Genomic DNA, 17,260 nt, shown 5'->3' with positions numbered 1-17,260 from the left:
ACATATTAATCCATTTAAAAAAGCGCTAGTCCTAAGAATGGCATGTCTACATCCTTGTTAAAGCATTGGACATAATCTTGAGAACTTATGCTAATTTCCTTCATTTCGCATTCACAACTATATTAATTTAATCGTTTTTCGGCCGATTCAAATAATGGACTGGTCAAGGGGGGGATAAACTGATTTTCCATTGTTTCTCGCCAATATTGATCTAGTAGCGGTTTGTGCTTTAGTACAAGATGACTTGATCTTATAACTCCTAAGAATATACGCCCAATGATAATGAATATCGGAGAAAAGCAGATCACAATTGTGGCAACTGAAGTGTGAGTTCGGCCTATGTCATTCATTCCAATTATCACTTCAACCCATTTTGAGTACATAAAGATAATGATTAGACAACTCATAACCTTTAATAGTATCAAAATTGATGCATTAATAACCTCTCTGGCTTGTTCCTTGTAATGTATATGTATGAGGCGGTAAGCTTCTACAAATGCAATGAATACAATTACAAATAGAAGAAGGCTCCAAAAGACAAGTTGAATTAGTTGAAGTTCGAGAACTTTGTTCCACGATTCCTGAAATTTTAAAATATTAAAGATGCCATAGCTAGGATCATGAGTTGCTATATATACAGCTGTTACAACAAAATGGAATAAAAATATCAAAGCAAACGCTGTTGGAGGGGTCTTAATATTTTCTCGTAGATAAAGTAAAATGTATGGGATAACCAAAAAGGCGTTATAAACATCCAAGAAAAAGTAGAGTTTGTCCGCCGCAGTTTCTTGTGTCTGCATAATACCTCCGACGAATAGCACCAAGAAGCAATAAATTCCAAAATAAGAGTAAAGTGAAATGAACTTTTTTCCAAACTCGACAGTGCCATATGCTTTTAATTTGGCAGTTTCCCTAGTCGCAACATTATAAGCTGTGCTGATTTTAGCAAATTCGGTTGCTGAATTTTGGTTTCCATTCTTAGGAATTGATCTAGCTAGAACAAGTTCGTAAGACGCTAATTCCTCTTCTGTAATTAATGCTTTTCTAAAAGAGTCGAAAATCTTATTAGTATGAACTGTGATTTGATCCAGACCTACATAGCCAAAGTTATAAACTGCCATCAATTCAAAAATTGAATTGAATGACGGAATTTCGTAAGTGTTCAATTTCGAGAAGTTAAGGAGGATTATTAATTAAAATTTACACGATCAATCTAGTTAAGGTAAGTAATTATCAGAAAGATTGTAACCATCTGTAAAAATTTTTACGAGCTGACTCCCGACCTTTTCATGATCAAAACTGCTGAATGATTCTCGTGTGACATTGTCAGTTTCAAAACGATACATATCAGCGTCGCCTACCGCAAACATGGACAGTTGATTGTTTTTGAAATTTTTGATTGTTGCAGCAATGGCTACATCATTCAAAACTTTTATGCCACCGCGTTTCGGGTGATTCGAAACAAAATCTTGAATGATTTGAAATGCCACAGATTTCTCACGGGAATTCTCTTCTAGCAATAAATAAATTTCCGTTTCATCTTTTGCTAGAAAATTTTGTAGTGAAGTAATATACAGAGAGCGGTCGGAAAATGCCCCACTAAATGAATGTGAGAGGATGCGCATAGACCTTTTACAATTGTCAAACAGATAGGACATGACAATGGCGGCTTGTTCTTCGCCAATATTTGGAAACACAGTGAAAGTCTTTTCAGTCAACAAAGACTGAACAGCCGCACTGTATTGTTGGCCTTTTTTACTCCATTTCAAGAGATTCTCCGGCGGGCAAATTTTGATTAACGTTTGTGAACTATAATTTTCAGGTTTGTCCATAATACAAAAATTTAGCATTCTGTCAAATGAAAGGATCAGCAATTTCTGCCTATAAATTACAAGTAAAATTTTTAATATTTTGTAGTATAATTGCTTTATTTAGAGGTCTCTTACTTATTTATAATTATTATGAATAATATAGTAAACATCAAGGCATTGTGCTCGTTACCATGGAAAATTTGAGAACTTACTGGATCAGAACCAAATATTGTGGGCTAACACAGTGCGTTATATTTATGTTGTACCAATGAAAAAGAGGTTATATATTTGATTGTATAACCTATTGAAAATCAGTGCGAGATACGAACCCGTACGAGCGTTTCGGCTCACAGGATTTTAAGCCTTAATATTTTAGATTGTCTTTTTTCTTTTACGTGCATTCATTTTGGGAGTGTTTTTATTAAGTATTTTATCCAGAGCATCGTCAGCTTGCTGTGTTGAGAAATTTGATTGATACCCCATCGTTGTAATAATGCTGCTGTGACGGTAGAGTTTTTGAAGGATTTGGATAGGAATATCGGTTGCTTCTTGCGCAAATGAGTGCCGGGCTAAGTGCATGGTCAATTTTTTGGAGATCCCCGCAGGTTTTGCCACATGCTCTTTCAGGCACTTGTCGATAGCACTTGTTTTGAATGCAATGGTTCTTTGCAGAATGAAAGCATTTGAAAAATCGGCGTCTTTCAGTTCTGGGAAAACAAGATCATTAGTTATTTCTTGCAAAGGCCGATATTCTTCCAGTATTTTTAATGCTTTGTCGGGGATTTTTAGAGATCCAGATTTGTCATTCTTACCCATTTCATAATGTAGGCGACCATTTTGAAAATTATTCCATCGCAATCGAAGAACGTCGCTAACACGCATCCCGGCAAAATAATAGGATATAAGCCAAAGGTTGCGGACATGATTGTGCTGCCCTTCTAATTTTAATGTTTCCAACCTGGAAATCTCTTCCATATTTAGCCCAACCTTGCTCGACTCTGGAAATTTTATTTTCATTTTTCCTTTGCCAAAGGGATAGTGCTTGGCATCTGCTGCCCCCTCTTTGATGGCGTGGCTATACACCGAACGCATAACAACAATATGATTTACCGCAGAACGCTGAGAAAGGTTCAGCGTATTTTTTACATACGCTTGAAACTGTTCCAAAATCGAAACTGTGATGTCAGAAAAGGCGATATCATGTTTTATAAATTCTTTGAAATGCTTAACACGTGGTTTATCCGCTGTGTATTGATTATATTTACCCGCCTCTTTTAACCGTTGAAGATATAAAGCGGACTGTGCGTTAAATGTTGCACCCGTAGAAGGTTTGATCTTTTGTTTGATCGCTTGGACGGAGACGCTTCTTTTATTGGTCTCTTCTTCCAGTTTTTTATCATTGGCCTCTGAAAGTTGCTTTAAAATATAGTGATTCAGGCGAACAGAATTTGGATGAGATTTTTTTACACGTTGTTTTAGATCATCCCAATCATTTTCATCGAGATACTGGTTAAAGTGAATGTAAGACGTTTTTCGATTGCTTGTTATTCTTAAAGCCAGGGGTAGCTTACCTTCTTTATTTGGCTTTTGACGTAGTACTATTTTAACCGATGACATAGCTTCACATTTTTGGGTACAACATAGGTACAACAACTGCCGGTTTTTTGTGAATTCTTATGTTTGAATTCAATAGCTAATATACTAAAAATCAGTAATATAAATACATATCAAATCATATGAGGCCAAAAATTCAAGGACTGAAAATCCTTGTGTCGGCGGTTCGATTCCGTCCATCACCACAAACCGCCACTTCTAGCAATAGAAGTGGTTTTTTGCTTTATTGCGAGAAATTAACGCAAATGCCGGTTCAAAAAATTGGGGATCAAGTCAAAAATTTGGGAGTATTTATCATTATTTCAAATTCGTTAGTTTTACCGCTGACAACTTATTTCGGTTCTCAGCGGTAAAATCAATGAATTTTCTCAGCCATCAAAAGGTTATTTGATAACAATTGCCTTTTTACTTTCAATTCCATTTCGCCTATCCAGTACGACCAGAAATGTACCAGAGACGTTTGGAGGTAATGTTATTCTCTCCCTTTGATATCCTTGTCCCGTTAGAGGCTTTTTGAAGTAAATATTACCCTTCACATCAACGACCGAAAGTGCGGCATCTCTATGCTTCTCCAGATAAAATAAAACCTCAAAGTTTCCGGAACTAGGATTCGGTGAAATAGCCAGCTTATCTAATTCTGTTTGTTTCGATACAATAAATTCATCCTCACCAAGACGGGCATTGGCATTACTGTTAACACAAATTTTGTCCTGCCGACAGCTGCCACCGCCAGTTCCCTGAATACGGATGGTATTGCTGCCGGCATTTAGGTTTACACTAAAAACCTTTTCCATAGTCACGATGTTCCATGAATGTCCATTTGACAAGTTGACAGTCTGTGCACTACCACCGTTTACTTGAACACTTACAACAGGACTAGACGACGAATAATAACGGAGCTTCACATAATAGGTCCCTGCCGAAGGAACACCGGTTACTACATAGTCTACATAATGGTTGTAATTGTTTTCTTCTCCTCTGGTTTGTCCATTGGATGCATTAGGATCACCGGTTATGGCACCATTACCTCCGGATGACTCAGACTCAATGCATTGGCTGAAATTAGACGGTGTTGTTCCGTTTACTGTTACAGTCACACTGGCCGAACTGCTGGTACAACCATTTACTGTGCAAGTAGCCGTATAGGTGGTTGTGGATGCTGGAGAAACGGATACAAAGACAGATGAACCAAAATTGTTTGACCAGTTAATTACGCCTTGGCAGTTGATGGCTGCAAGCGTGGTTGAACTTCCCGAATTAATTGATGATGGATTTGCTGACAACTGCGGGGGATTCGGAGTTGCACATCCACCACCACCGCCACCTGTAATACAAATCCTGTCCTGCCGACAACTACCACTACCAGTACCCTGAATACGAATCGTATTGGAACCGGGGTTAAGGTTGACAGTGAACGTCTGATCAGTCCACACAATATTCCATGATCCTGTTCCGGGGAGATTTACCGTTTGAGTCGAACCGCCATTGACTTGAACATTCACCGAAGGCCCCGAAGATGCATAGTAACGAAGTGCAACGGTGTATGTTCCTGCTGAAGGTACGCCATTAACCGCGTAGTCTACATAATGATTGTTATTATTTTCTTCCCCCCGGGTTTGCCCATTGGATGCATTAGGGTCAGAAGTGATTGCTCCATTTCCCGAATTAGATTCCGCTTCCAGGCATTGGCTGAAACTACCGCCTCCCCCACCTCCGGATACTGTTACGCTGGTCGTTGCCGTTTTATTACTGCACCCGCTTTTGCTTCCTGTGACTGTGTACGTGTAAGTGCCCGTTGAACCTGGCGCGTTGATATTGAGTGGAGATGAGTTCCCGCTGACACCATTTCCGCTCCAAGTGTAGGAAACACCAGCACAGTCATTTCCGGAGCAACCGTATGTGAGTTGTAAACCCTGGCCCGGAGGCGGATTACTATTTGAATTGTTGGCTGCAATATTGAAATCACAATTCGCTTGCGTACTGCCACAGCTCACGGAATTAAAATAAAACCTTTGGTTATCTCCATTGGTCTCGCCCCAAAAATGTAAACCAGCTCCATCATTGCCGCTTACTCCTTCGACATCAGCCAGGCCCACGCCAAACTTACTGGATACACCAATGGTATAGGATCCGTCAACGACAGATCGTAAGGCCCATTTTTGATAGTAAATTCCACTCCAGTCAGCTTGTTGTATTGGTGTGCCGGAAGTAGTATTACCACCGGCCAATTCCCATACTTTGCTTGTACTTTGCTTGTACTTTGCGAAATAATCCTGTACGCATCAGCACTCACGCTTTCCAGCCGAAAGATCTGATTGCTTTGCCCATTGCCCCCATACTGCCTGATCCTAGCCCCATTGTTCGCATTTTCAGGTTGCATCAATTTGCCGGAGTGTTTGGCTTTGATCGTATAACAACCGTTTGAGAGGGGCAGGTAGTTAACGGGCGCACAGCTCTGGTCGGCGATGGCGAGTTGGGTACGGATGAAGTCTACCCCGGATTTAGTGACCGCTGTGTGCTCTTCGTTTAAGTCCGGGGCATAGATAGCGTCAAATGGCGTATCCACCGGAACGTTAATTCCATTAAGTGAAGCACCCCAGTCACGGTTTAAGTTTTTTAACGCGAACGCGCTTACGGAAGGGATAAAAGAAACGTTTGTGAAATTAATTTCAGGGGTCGTTTGGTATACCCATTTTTCTTTGGCCGCCTTTTGAGTCACCTTGAGAAAAAGATTTTGATAGGCGCCCGGAAGAAGGTCCATACTGGGCTGGCCGTTACCGGCGATAACGTAACCATCGTCGTAATGACCCGCTAATTTTAACTTGGCGATAAAACAAGCTTCATCATACGCAGGAGCCGTATAGGCAATGGCTTCCATGATGGGGTAATCACAAACTTTCTTGGTTAACCAAAAGAGACCGGGAAGTAATGCCCAGCAGGTAAGCGGATAAACAAGCGGCTTTAGTTCTCCGCTCACTTTCATCGATTGCGCACACTTATTGTAATTTTGGAAAGTACCTACCTTGCTTCCATTGTTAAGTGCCACCTTACGCATACAGGTGGACTGTGGAAATCCCATACTGTTCATGGTTTGTGCAAACCTGTCCCTGAAACCCGGAGCTCCGTATACTTTTCCGCCTGCACTCTTTCCGAGATGATGCTGTATGGCCATTTGCTTCGCAGCGGGGGATTCTAATTGTTCATGCAGAGCTACTCCCGCCTCGGGCGAAATTTTTTCCATTATTTTCAGCCAGAATTGCAACCCTAAAGTAACATTGGCTCCATGGTGCGGGCTGTCAAATGAAACCCAGAGTTTACAATTAGCATTCAGCGCATTTTGTTCCATGTAGCGGAGGGCGTATCGCGATATGAGACCTCCCATACTGGGACCGATCACCGCAATTTTTTCAGCGCTGCCGTTGGCCTGCAACTGTGCGTTGACCCGATTGATCAAAGCCACCAGAACGAACGCGTTTCGTTCTATATAATCCCCGCCCCCGGTGCGGTATTTTTTTACATCCTCGTAATAACAGCCCCCGCTCACAGTCCCACCGAATAATTGGCTCCAAAATGGACAAATCAGTTCTGTACCAGCAGTATATTCATATTTAGGCAGGTTCAATATGATTACATCGTAACCGTTGCCGGGAGTGTTTCTACGTAATTCGTTACCCAGTTTTGATTCCAAAGTTGGCGTTAGGTTGTAAAGTAACCTTCTATGATAGATGTTATGTGCATTACGCTCCTCGGCAGGATCGAATCCATCAATAATAATGATAGGTTTTCGGAGCTGGCTCCTTCCCTCCGCATAATAGGTAAGGTACTGCCCGTAACCGGGAGACGCTGTAGACTCGTCATAACCCTGAAACGGAATCGCGGCCCAAATGTCCGTTGAGTCGATCATCGAAATATCGTCGATACTTGGGTAACTTAAAGTACGAGCCACCGAACTGCCCCCTTGCGGCTCGGCGGTCACGGTGATGGTTGCTCTACCTGTTTTCTGGGTGCCGTTGTTGAGGTTGATCGTGAACAACACGGTTTTTTCTCCTTCCGTATTGAATGTAGCAGATTGCGACAACCCGTCAGGGTAAAAGGTCCGTTCGGGGTTTCCCTCGCCAAAGTTCACGCGTACACTGGTTACGTATTCATTACGACAGCTGAATGTTGCCCACTTAGGAAAGCCGAAGGAAGAAGTTCCCTTGGGAATCGAGGAGACAAGGAAAGCAGCTACTACGTTTTCTTTTTGTAAGAACGTCTGTGCGGCGCTAAACCCGGGTTTGAGTTCGTACATCTTGTTTGCTGCCACATCCAGGGCATCATAATTGAGCACATTGAAATTGGCCAGCATAACACCAATCGGGATGGTGTTCGACTCTTGTATGCTCCGATAAACCATATCCCGCATCTGGTTAAATGTTAATTTATTGTTCTTGTTGTAAGCTCCCTGGTAGAGCTCATAATAAGCATTGAGCCAATGCCCCGAATTGGAAGGCTCTGTGGCTGAAAATGTTTCCAGATGTGCATTTTTAAACGCGCGGTCATACAATATACCGGTTGTCACATATGATTTGTTCAAGTTACCAAAGGCATAATCTGCCGCTGACAGATGGTCTTCATGTTGTGGCAGGTTTAAAGGGGTGATTTGTTGCGCCACAGTCCTAAAAATCGGGCATAGCAATGCCGCGCCTATAAATAGGCAGAAAAAATTTCTCATGATTTTGGTTATTTAGTTGATGAAGTTATTGTGGAGATTTAATATCAAACCGGCCCTCGGTTATTTTTACAATTTCACCGGAACCAGAAGCTGCTGTAAACTCAAACGTGCCGGCTATGATACCCGAAATAGTGTCCGCTTTTGTAAGATTAATCCAGCCCGTGTTTATTTCAGAAGTTATATATGACCTCCCGTTAGCTGCTCTAAACAAACCATAATTTTTAGGATTTAGAGTCGCTCCTTCTGATAGCGTTTTTTGATTCAATCTGTGAACTCCCAGTTTGAAGGATTTCAAATACAAATCCAGTTGATCGTCATAGCTATTAGTTAAATAAGCTCCAATGCTTATATCTACGGAATCAGTAACGACATTCCACAGAAATCCACCATAGATAGGTTTAATCGTTCCTCCCAGACTCGATGATCCTTTTGGTATCCACACCTTCCCATTCACCTTACAGGAAAAGGTATTTTTACCATCCTGGGTAGCGGGCGTAAGTTCCGGTCCTTTGTCACAGGCCCCAAAGAGCAGCAGCACGGTCAACATGCTGGCATATAGGTTGATGTTTGGCTTCATAAGTCTTGTTGGTTTAAGTGAAACTTAAGAAATAAAGACAACTGTGCTGAGGGGGCTCCATGATCTTTATGTTTAAGTATATCATCAACAGGAATACAGGAAATGATAGTGCTTTAAAATTCTCCTTATTTACCCTTAAATTAATAAAAATAAACATGAAAATAAAATTCAATTCTGTGAAACTACACCGCCATTTTTGGTGCTATGTCATTGATAATCAATCGAAAATTAGCCTTTAGTATTTATTCTATTTGCTTGGTTTGTATATCAAAACAATGGGCCTGTAAATGCTAGAAAAAATTCTACCTTATATACATATACGTTATGCCGATGCGTATTCCGGAACCTGCTCTGGGCGGGGAGTCTTTTCCAAAAGTTGCTCTTTGAAACGCACACAATTTTCCTTCCAAGTAAAAGTGCCAGGCCGTATTAACTGCAAAGTTTAGTTTTACAGGTTCACCTTAGTTAAAAATTAATCTTCCAAATCGCTGACAGATGGTCCTCATATTGGGGCAGGTTTAAAGGGGTGGCTTGCTGCGCCACAGTCCTAAAAATGGGGCATGGCAATGCCAGGCCTATGAATAGGCAGAAAAAAATTCTCATGATTTCTGTTAATTAGAGTACGTTAAAGTGTTTTGCTATTAATATCAAAACGTCCCTCGGTGATTTTTACGAGATTACCCTTGGGGTCCGAAGCGGTAAATTCAAAGGTACCGGCTATAATGCCAGAAGTCGTATCCGCAATTTCCAGCAGAACCATGCCTTTACTTGATTCAGAAGTGATAAACTGAGTTCTTTTGGAATCTCTAAACAGCCCATAGTTAGCAGGAGTGAAAGATTCTCCGACTGGGTGAGTTTTTGCGTCCAGAGTTCTTTTACCTAGATCCAAGGAACTTAAGAATATGTGCATTTCCTCTCCGTTATCTGCATTGGCTTGAATCCAGATTTCTATAGAATCTGTGAAGGAGTTTTTAAAAAATCCCCCATCAATAGGAGGAATGATCACAAAAATACTTCCCCTCCCATCGGGTATCCACACCTTTCCATTCACCTTACAGGAAAAGGTGTTCTTCCCTTCCTGGGTAATGGGCGTAAGTTCCGGTCCTTTGTCGCAGGCCCAAAAGAGCAGCAGCACGGTCAACATGCTGGCATATAGGTTGATGTTTGGCTTCATAAGTCTTGTTGGTTTAAGTGAAACTTAAGAAATAAAGACAACTGTGCCGAGGGGGTTCTATGATCTTTATGTTTAAGTATATCATCAACAGGAATACAGGAAATGATAGCGCTTTAAAATTCTCATTATTTACCCTTTAAATTAATAAAAATAGACATGAAAATAAAATTTAATTCTGTGAAACTACACCGCTATTTTTGATGCTAAATCATTGATAATCAATCATAAATTAGCTTTTGGTATTTATTCTATTTGTCTGGTTTCTATATCAAAGCAATGGGCCTGTAAATGCTAGAAAAAATTCTACCTTATATACATATACGTTATGCCGATGCGTATTCCGGAACCTGCTCTGGGCGGGGAGTCTTTTCCAAAAGTTGCTCTTTGAAACGCACACAATTTTCCTTCCAAGTAAAAGTGCCAGGCCGTATTAACTGCAAAGTTTAGTTTTACAGGTTCACTTTAGTTAAAAATTAATCTTCCAAATCGCGAACAGAAGGTCTTCATATTGTGGCAGGTTTAAAGGGTTGATTTGTTGCGCCACAGTCCTAAAAATGGGGTATGGCAATGCCAGGCCTATGAATAGGCAGAAAAAATTTCTCATGATTGTAGTTGGTTAGAAGTGGATGAAATTATTGTGGAGATTTAATATCAAACCGCCCCTCCGTTACTTTTATAACTTCGCCGGTAGGAGCCGTCGCGGTAAACGCAAAGGTACCCGCTATAATACCCGAAATGGTGTCCGCCTTGACGAGGACTATCTGACCTGTTGATGCCTTAGAGGTCATATAATTCTTGTTATCAGCTGAATGATACCAGCCATAGCTTTGGGGATTAAAAGCCTCTCCTCTCTTTTTAGTGGATTTATTAAGTTGGTGAACCCCTACCTCAAAAGATCGCAGATAAATATCAATTTCTTCTCCGGTACTCATGTAGGTTATAATACTCACATTCACTGAATCCGTCAATGAATTCCTGAGAAACCCCCCGTTAATTGCCTTAATGATTACAAAAATACTTCCCCTCCCATCCGGTATCCACACCTTTCCATTCACTTTACAGGAAAAAGTGTTCTTCCCTTCCTGGGTAATGGGCGTAAGTTCCGGTCCTTTGTCACAGGCCCAAAAAATCAACATGATCATTGCATTGACTGCTATTACATTTTTTGGTTTCATTGGATTTATGTGTTAAGACATTCGATGCTCATTCTTCCATATGAGTTCGTTTTTGTGCTATTTTCATATTGTTTATGGTTTAAGTTAAATAGAGAAAAGTTGATTAAACCCATGATTGATTTGGCTGGGATATTTCGTGATGTGCTATAAATGTATAGCAGATAGGGCTACCTTGCAATAGGCATCCATTCTGTAACGGTTTTGATTTGCCGTACTACCCGTTTGGCACAACAAAATTCAGAGATGAGTTTGTGAACACCGTGGAAATATGGGCATACACTTTTTGTTTTAAACGCAAAAAAGACAATTCAATGCCAATCCGTTTACCGTCTTAACAAAAGTACTACGTTTGAAAAATTAAAGCCAATAAATCAGTATAACCCCAACTGCCTAAGTAAAGCCGCTTTGGCTGTTCTTGAAACGCCAAGTTCCGTACCGTCTTTTAATGTCAGCCTGCCCCCGTCTCCTTTTTGATATTTGCTTACATAATCCATATTGACGAAATGGGATTTATGGATTTTTACAAATTCACTGTAATCCCGTAATTGTTTTTCAAAAGTAGACAGTGTTCGCGAGGCCAGTATTTTTTGCCCGTTATTAAGCCAGACATATGTATAGCTTCCCTGCGCTTCCACCCGCACAATATCGGGAATGGCGCAAAGTATAACACCTTCGATGGTAGCAATCGAAATCCGTACCGTTCGCTGACGTTCTGTACTTGCCGACTGATGAAAGCGTTCTAATTTATGGTTTTTGGTACCAGCCAAAAGGCGGAGTCTTCGCCCGACTAGCTGATTTTGTTCTTCAGACATCTGTTGATTCCTTTCCATGTAATGAAGGGCCAGATATTGTGCTTCTATTGCCTGTCTCCGTAATACCTGTATCCGGTCACTCAAGGCAAGCGTCAAAAACATAGCCTGAAAAACCGAACCGATCTGATAACCGTAATAGGTATAAAGATGCCCAAATGATAAAACATCAAAAGAAGTAAGCATCAACAAAACAATTTCAATGATATAGATACCCCAACCTAGCAGGTAGAATCTTGCTGGCTTGAAGCCCTGTCGATACAACCAAAGTCCGGTGAAAAAATAGGATAAGAAAACAGTCATAACGATCATATTAAACCACATCTCAGCCTTTGTGAACCCCAAAACCCGCACCGGAATTGTCATAAAAGCCAAAATGGCCAATACGATATAGGCTTGTACAATGCGGGGTAAAACCAATTTTAACTGGAGAAAACACACTGAAAATGCCATACTACTCAACAAGGTGAACCAACGCACCAGATTTGAATTAATACTATTATTGAGGTAAGGCATATCTCTCCACAACATCTCAAATAAGTATCCTTCAAACACCAGCATGGTCAGGATCGAAAAGAATACATGAACCGCATAAATCAGATAAATAATATCCCGAAGATTGAGATACATAAAGAAGCTAAACAATATGACTAAAACCATTATGCCGGCAACAAGCGCATTAACCAAGCTTTCATGATAAACTTTGTCTACCAAAGGACCAACAGCACAAAGTTTGAGTGGGAACACGAGTCTGTTAATATCTTGAACAGATATGTAAAGTTGCTGAGGTCTATTGCCTAAGGGTGTAACAATGCTGTTAATATTGAATTCACGGCTTCCATACGACCTTAGTGCGCCCGTTTCCACGCGAAAAGAAGAATCTATTCCCACGACAAGAATTTCGACAAAATCAATTTCCTGCGCTTCCATGTACAAATACAAAGGCTCATTGGTAAGATTTCTGATTCTGAATTTCAACCAAACCGGGTTTGTTGAGAATCCGAGATTGATCATCCTGCCCTTTATTGGCCGAAATTGTGCATCGGAAAGCTCTCGTATTTGATAGCAAGATAATTTCTTGGTTGTATCTATGAAATAGCTTGCGAATGAGCCTATTTCCAACATTTCTTTGCTATCCTTATACGTAACTATGCGCTGTTTCTCGGTCAAAAACTCGCCAGGGAAGAAAAAACTTTGCAGCAAGAAAAGTAATCCTACTTCCAATTTGATTAATTATAAAAAGTGTGTGTAATACAATTTGTAATAAATAAAATCAAAAACATCTCTACACGCGAAACAACAAAGGTGGAAGTTAAAGAAAGGGAGTAAATGGGTTTATACAGTAAATTTATTCTTGGGTTCAAGCACCTTATGGGTGATACATCGGTGTTATTTTGATTTTAAATACCGCAAACATGGGATCAAATCAGATTTATGAGATACCAACGCGCAATATCGGCGCGAAATTAAACTTTTATCACTTCCGAAAAATCTTCCGATCCGTTATCTCTCCCCGATGCGCTTCCAAAAAATCACAAAAGAGCTTAATCTGAACTTCCTGTACGGAGAAATCAACTGTCTGATCGTAATTTTCCTGATATACATCCTGAAAATCGGTGATCACATAGCGCAAGGTTCTGATGCCTTTTGCACGTAAAGCGGGTAAATAGAAATTCTGGTGACTATGTGCAAATTGCCCTTCCTGGTAGCTATGAGTCGTTTTGATGTCCACAGCCAAGGTTTTTCCTATGACGTCGACATATCCATACAACAAAACATTATCCAGCTGATGTTCGCAATAAACCTGGGTTTTTACCATCGGTCGCGGTAAAAGTGCGCGCACCTTGTTCAGGATTTCTGCGTCAAAATCATCTTCATTGACCCCTTTTATCACGGCCTCTTCAAAAGAAGAACCTTTTGCCTGCGCCTCTGTCTGCGGTACGGGAACACGGTTGACCCGGTTCAGTAATTCCTGCTTGTCGAGATATCCTTTCTGATAACGGTCAAAAAGATTGAGCAGTGTCGGGTAAAGACTGTAAGTGATTGGCGCCAAGGGATAAAATTTAAACGTGTTTACGGTTGTAATGGATGAACAAGATAAATATTCTTACCGTTTCCTGCTTCCCGGATATTTCCTGAATTTGTAAATGACAGAAAACGACAAAAAACTGAACTTATCATTCGGCGTTTTACTGTACGTGTCGGCTTCTTCCGGGTTTATCAGTCTCATGCCGGATGTCGCATCAACCTTATCACTTCTGGCGAAATAAAAGCGGTAGTCGACGCCGAAGATCAGTTTTTCAAACAGGTTATAGTTGGCTGCTATCCCAAGTGGAATAACCCGCTCATTGGTTTTTCTGATTCCGGGCTTTCCACGCGGATTGCCCCAGCGAAGAAAAAGTTGATTTCGGGCACTGGTGGCGCTGTTGGTAAATCTAAGCAGGCTATTCGATGCAATGTCGTAGGCGTTAGCACTGAACATCATTAATCCTAAACCTCCATAAATACTCAGATCAAGATCGTTATCATTGTTTTGAACAAGCTGCTGAGTTAAATTCCACTTGGCAAGAAGTTCGACGGCATTGTATTCGTTGATGAAATAAGAATTGAAAAATGAAATTTCTTCGCCGCCAAGTTTGCCTGTGGAATATTCAAAACCAAGCGAAACCGACTTATTGAAGGCTCTGTTCAGGCTAATGCCCAGCATGCCGCGCATATCCTGTTTTCGTAATTCTCCGTAAAACTGTGTCAGACCGCCACGAACAGATATGGCATAGGGGGATATGATTTTGGACGACTGATTGCCGTTTTTGTACCTGTTGTAGGCATCACTCCAGCTGGTCCGGCGTTGCGCCCGTGCCGGAATGCATAGTGTAATTATGGCAAATAATTGTAAAAATTTGCGAATCATAATCAAAAAGTGTGTGTGTTATTAAAACAAATTTAAAACTATCTTCCTTTTTACAAGTGTACTTCACTTAAAACTCAGTGGTTTATGCAAACTTTGCATAAATGTGTCAAAACGATAACCAATAAATATCTGTTAGTTTTGTACTTCTAATTTTATGCTAATCGAAAATGAGTGTAGTACCCTATAAAGATAAAGACGGCAGCAAGCGGGAACAGGTGGCGGAAATGTTCGACAATATTTCGCCGAAATATGATTTATTGAATCACGTTTTAAGCGGTGGTGTCGATATTTACTGGCGGAAACGCGCCATAAAGTTGCTTCGGAAACAGCAGCCAAAAGTTATTTTGGACATTGCCACGGGGACGGGGGATTTTGCTATTGAGGCGCTTTCCCTGAAACCTGAAAAAATAATCGGTGTTGATATTTCGGAAGGAATGCTGGCCGTGGGCCGGGAGAAAATTGCCAAACTTGGCAAACAGGATATCATTACGCTGCAAAGCGGAGACTCGGAAAGTTTGGTTTTTACAGACAATTATTTTGATGCTATTATCGTTTCGTTTGGAGTACGGAATTTTCAGAATTTGCTGGTGGGCCTTACTGAAATGAACCGCGTGATGAAGCCGGGCGGCACCTGTGTGGTGGTAGAATTTTCAAAACCCCGCTCATTCCCGTTTAAGCAGTTATATAATTTTTATTTCAAATACATATTACCATTGATCGGTAGGACCGTCTCAAAGGACAGTGCTGCCTACACCTACCTTCCTGAATCCGTTCAGGCATTTCCGGACGGGGAGGCTTTTCTTGAAATTTATAAAAAAGCAGGTTTTAAAAATACGAAATGCATACCATTAACCTTCGGGATTTGCTCCATTTACACAGGGCAAAAATAATTATTGGCATCTTGTTTCTGTGTGTGATTTCGCAGGAAGTTAAAGCGCAGGGGCAGGGTTATGTACGCCGCCATCTGGAATATTATGACGATAAGCCGATCCATTATGGGATTTTGTTTGCTATGCCGCTTGCCAAATACAATATCAGGCGCAGCGAGGCCTTTGCCAGTGATACCGCTTATCTGATCCAGTCGCCGCTGAAAGGTGCTTTCCGGATGGGTTTTATTATCAATGCCTATCTAAACGAACGATTCGATATCAGAACAACACCGTCGGTTTCGCTTTATGAACGCGAGGTAAAATACAGTTATCCCAATAGCGTCGATAAAACGGATAAAAGGGAGTCGACCTGGCTGGAAATTCCATTACTGGTAAAATACAAGTCGAAAAGACGGGTCAATACCAGGATGTATATGATTGCCGGTGTGACAATGGGTATTGAAACGAACGTAAAAAGGAGCCGTGGCGGAACAGGAAGCAATGGCAGACTGGATACGCAAACATCAGATTTTACGCTGGATTATGGCGTGGGGTATGAAAGATTCTTTGAATTTTTCAAATTTTCTCCTGAATTAAGATTTTCTCACGGGTTGAAAAACGTATTTCAGGGAGCACCAAGCTCGGGTATAAGCAGATTGACCTCACATACGGTAACTTTGTATCTGAATTTCGAGTAAACTTGGCTCTGATTATCAGTTGATTAAAAAATACCAGAAAAAAAGTAAGATTTTTTGACCGGATAATTTGGATAAAAAAAATCAGTCGTGCATATTTGCACTCCCGAATGACGACAAGAGGGGCTCTTAGCTCAGTTGGTTCAGAGCACCTGCCTTACAAGCAGGGGGTCGCTGGTTCGAATCCAGCAGGGCCCACAATAAAACGAGTAGTAATAGCTCGTTTTATTTTTTTTCTAAAAGTCAGAAAAAAGAAAGTCGTTTTTTGAAATCCCCGAAAGGGGCTCTTAGCTCAGTTGGTTCAGAGCACCTGCCTTACAAGCAGGGGGTCGCTGGTTCGAATCCAGCAGGGCCCACAGTAAAGCGAGTTAGCAATAACTCGCTTTTTTTGCTTTAGGCTGTTTTGTAGCGATCAATCTTAACTTATTGCCAGCGTAAACCGGTCTGCCAAAGTTGCTTCCGTATTACTATCCGGATTCTTATCGTGTGGGATGGTATAATATTCGCCGGTTAAGTTTAGTCCTTTGCTGGCCTTTTCAATGGCTATTTTCAAGAACCCATGTTTGTTATCACAAAAACTTTCCATATTGATTCCGTCCATTAAGGCGCTGTCGGTGGAGAAACGCTCGTCATTTGTGAAAGCCACCGGATGGAGTTCGTCATAGCCACCTGCGCCAGCCACGATATAGGGTATTACTTTCCCGTCAGCATAACGTTTGCTGAATCTTTGATAATTGTGCACATGACCGCTGAAAACGATGTCCGGTCTTATGCCGGTTTCCTCAAAAACACGGATCAAGCCAAATTCTTGGGGGGAATTGAATCGGGACTTCATGCGTAGAGTTTGGATAGTCTGAAAAGGAAGAATGAAATATCCCTGACACCCCGTGAGGTGGAACGGAACGCTTTTA

At 41.1% G+C, this 17,260-nt stretch carries 12 protein-coding genes, 2 tRNA genes and 3 pseudogenes; 4 read left to right on the top strand and 13 right to left on the bottom strand.

Annotated elements, in window-relative coordinates; genetic code table 11:
- Window positions 1-122: 122 nt before the first annotated feature.
- From RB622_RS27450 to RB622_RS27400, 12 genes and pseudogenes are all read right to left on the bottom strand, one after another.
- A complete protein-coding gene (locus RB622_RS27450; protein WP_308050003.1) occupies window positions 123-1,166 on the bottom strand; it encodes a hypothetical protein in 1,044 nt (347 codons plus the stop codon).
- Window positions 1,167-1,217: 51 nt separating this feature from the next.
- Window positions 1,218-1,832: a hypothetical protein gene (locus RB622_RS27445; RefSeq protein ID WP_308050002.1), complete on the bottom strand. Its 615-nt coding sequence runs from the start codon at window positions 1,830-1,832 to the stop codon at window positions 1,218-1,220.
- 351 nt (window positions 1,833-2,183) lie between these two features.
- Complete coding sequence (locus RB622_RS27440; RefSeq protein WP_308050001.1) at window positions 2,184-3,428, bottom strand: site-specific integrase; 1,245 nt, start codon at window positions 3,426-3,428, stop codon at window positions 2,184-2,186.
- Between the two features lie 380 nt (window positions 3,429-3,808).
- Window positions 3,809-5,521, bottom strand: a complete 1,713-nt coding sequence (locus tag RB622_RS27435) for a hypothetical protein (protein WP_308050000.1) — start codon at window positions 5,519-5,521, stop codon at window positions 3,809-3,811.
- Window positions 5,522-5,653, bottom strand: a pseudogene (locus RB622_RS30425) (RICIN domain-containing protein); the annotation flags it as partial.
- A gap of 29 nt (window positions 5,654-5,682) precedes the next feature.
- Window positions 5,683-7,329: pseudogene (locus tag RB622_RS30420) on the bottom strand (RICIN domain-containing protein); the annotation flags it as partial.
- An 835-nt stretch (window positions 7,330-8,164) separates the two neighbouring features.
- A complete protein-coding gene (locus RB622_RS27425; protein WP_308049998.1) occupies window positions 8,165-8,716 on the bottom strand; it encodes a DUF6252 family protein in 552 nt (183 codons plus the stop codon).
- A gap of 625 nt (window positions 8,717-9,341) precedes the next feature.
- Window positions 9,342-9,890: a DUF6252 family protein gene (locus RB622_RS27420; protein WP_308049997.1), complete on the bottom strand. Its 549-nt coding sequence runs from the start codon at window positions 9,888-9,890 to the stop codon at window positions 9,342-9,344.
- A 632-nt stretch (window positions 9,891-10,522) separates the two neighbouring features.
- The gene (locus tag RB622_RS27415; RefSeq protein ID WP_308049996.1) at window positions 10,523-11,065 is read right to left on the bottom strand and encodes a DUF6252 family protein; all 543 of its coding nucleotides are present in this window, start codon (window positions 11,063-11,065) and stop codon (window positions 10,523-10,525) included.
- Between the two features lie 371 nt (window positions 11,066-11,436).
- Window positions 11,437-12,999 carry a 7TM diverse intracellular signaling domain-containing protein gene (locus RB622_RS27410; RefSeq protein WP_308050027.1) on the bottom strand — a complete coding sequence of 521 codons (1,563 nt, stop codon included), beginning with the start codon at window positions 12,997-12,999 and terminating at the stop codon, window positions 11,437-11,439.
- A gap of 352 nt (window positions 13,000-13,351) precedes the next feature.
- Window positions 13,352-13,927, bottom strand: a complete 576-nt coding sequence (locus RB622_RS27405) for a hypothetical protein (RefSeq protein WP_308049995.1) — start codon at window positions 13,925-13,927, stop codon at window positions 13,352-13,354.
- 54 nt (window positions 13,928-13,981) lie between these two features.
- Window positions 13,982-14,785, bottom strand: a complete 804-nt coding sequence (locus tag RB622_RS27400) for a hypothetical protein (protein ID WP_308049994.1) — start codon at window positions 14,783-14,785, stop codon at window positions 13,982-13,984.
- A gap of 167 nt (window positions 14,786-14,952) precedes the next feature.
- Between RB622_RS27400 and ubiE the strand changes: the two genes are divergently transcribed.
- The 4 genes from ubiE to RB622_RS27380 all read left to right on the top strand — a co-directional run bounded on the left by ubiE (window position 14,953) and on the right by RB622_RS27380 (window position 16,705).
- Window positions 14,953-15,675 (top strand): bifunctional demethylmenaquinone methyltransferase/2-methoxy-6-polyprenyl-1,4-benzoquinol methylase UbiE, encoded by a 723-nt coding sequence (gene ubiE / locus RB622_RS27395; RefSeq protein ID WP_308049993.1) that lies wholly within the window; start codon window positions 14,953-14,955, stop codon window positions 15,673-15,675.
- On the top strand, window positions 15,624-16,352 hold the full coding sequence (locus RB622_RS27390; RefSeq protein WP_308049992.1) for a porin family protein: 729 nt from the start codon (window positions 15,624-15,626) through the stop codon (window positions 16,350-16,352). The genes ubiE and RB622_RS27390 overlap by 52 nt, the downstream gene beginning before the upstream one ends.
- A 120-nt stretch (window positions 16,353-16,472) precedes the next feature.
- A tRNA-Val gene (locus RB622_RS27385) sits at window positions 16,473-16,547 on the top strand.
- 83 nt (window positions 16,548-16,630) lie between these two features.
- Window positions 16,631-16,705 (top strand) — tRNA-Val (locus RB622_RS27380).
- A 62-nt stretch (window positions 16,706-16,767) separates the two neighbouring features.
- Here the strand turns inward: RB622_RS27380 and RB622_RS27375 are convergent.
- Window positions 16,768-17,260: pseudogene (locus RB622_RS27375) on the bottom strand (hypothetical protein); the annotation flags it as partial.

Origin of the sequence: Dyadobacter sp. LHD-138, assembly GCF_030929615.1 — a bacterium.
GTDB lineage: Bacteria > Bacteroidota > Bacteroidia > Cytophagales > Spirosomataceae > Dyadobacter.
Note: the sequence above shows the minus strand (reverse complement) of the source record. Positions and strands in the feature narration are given on the sequence as shown.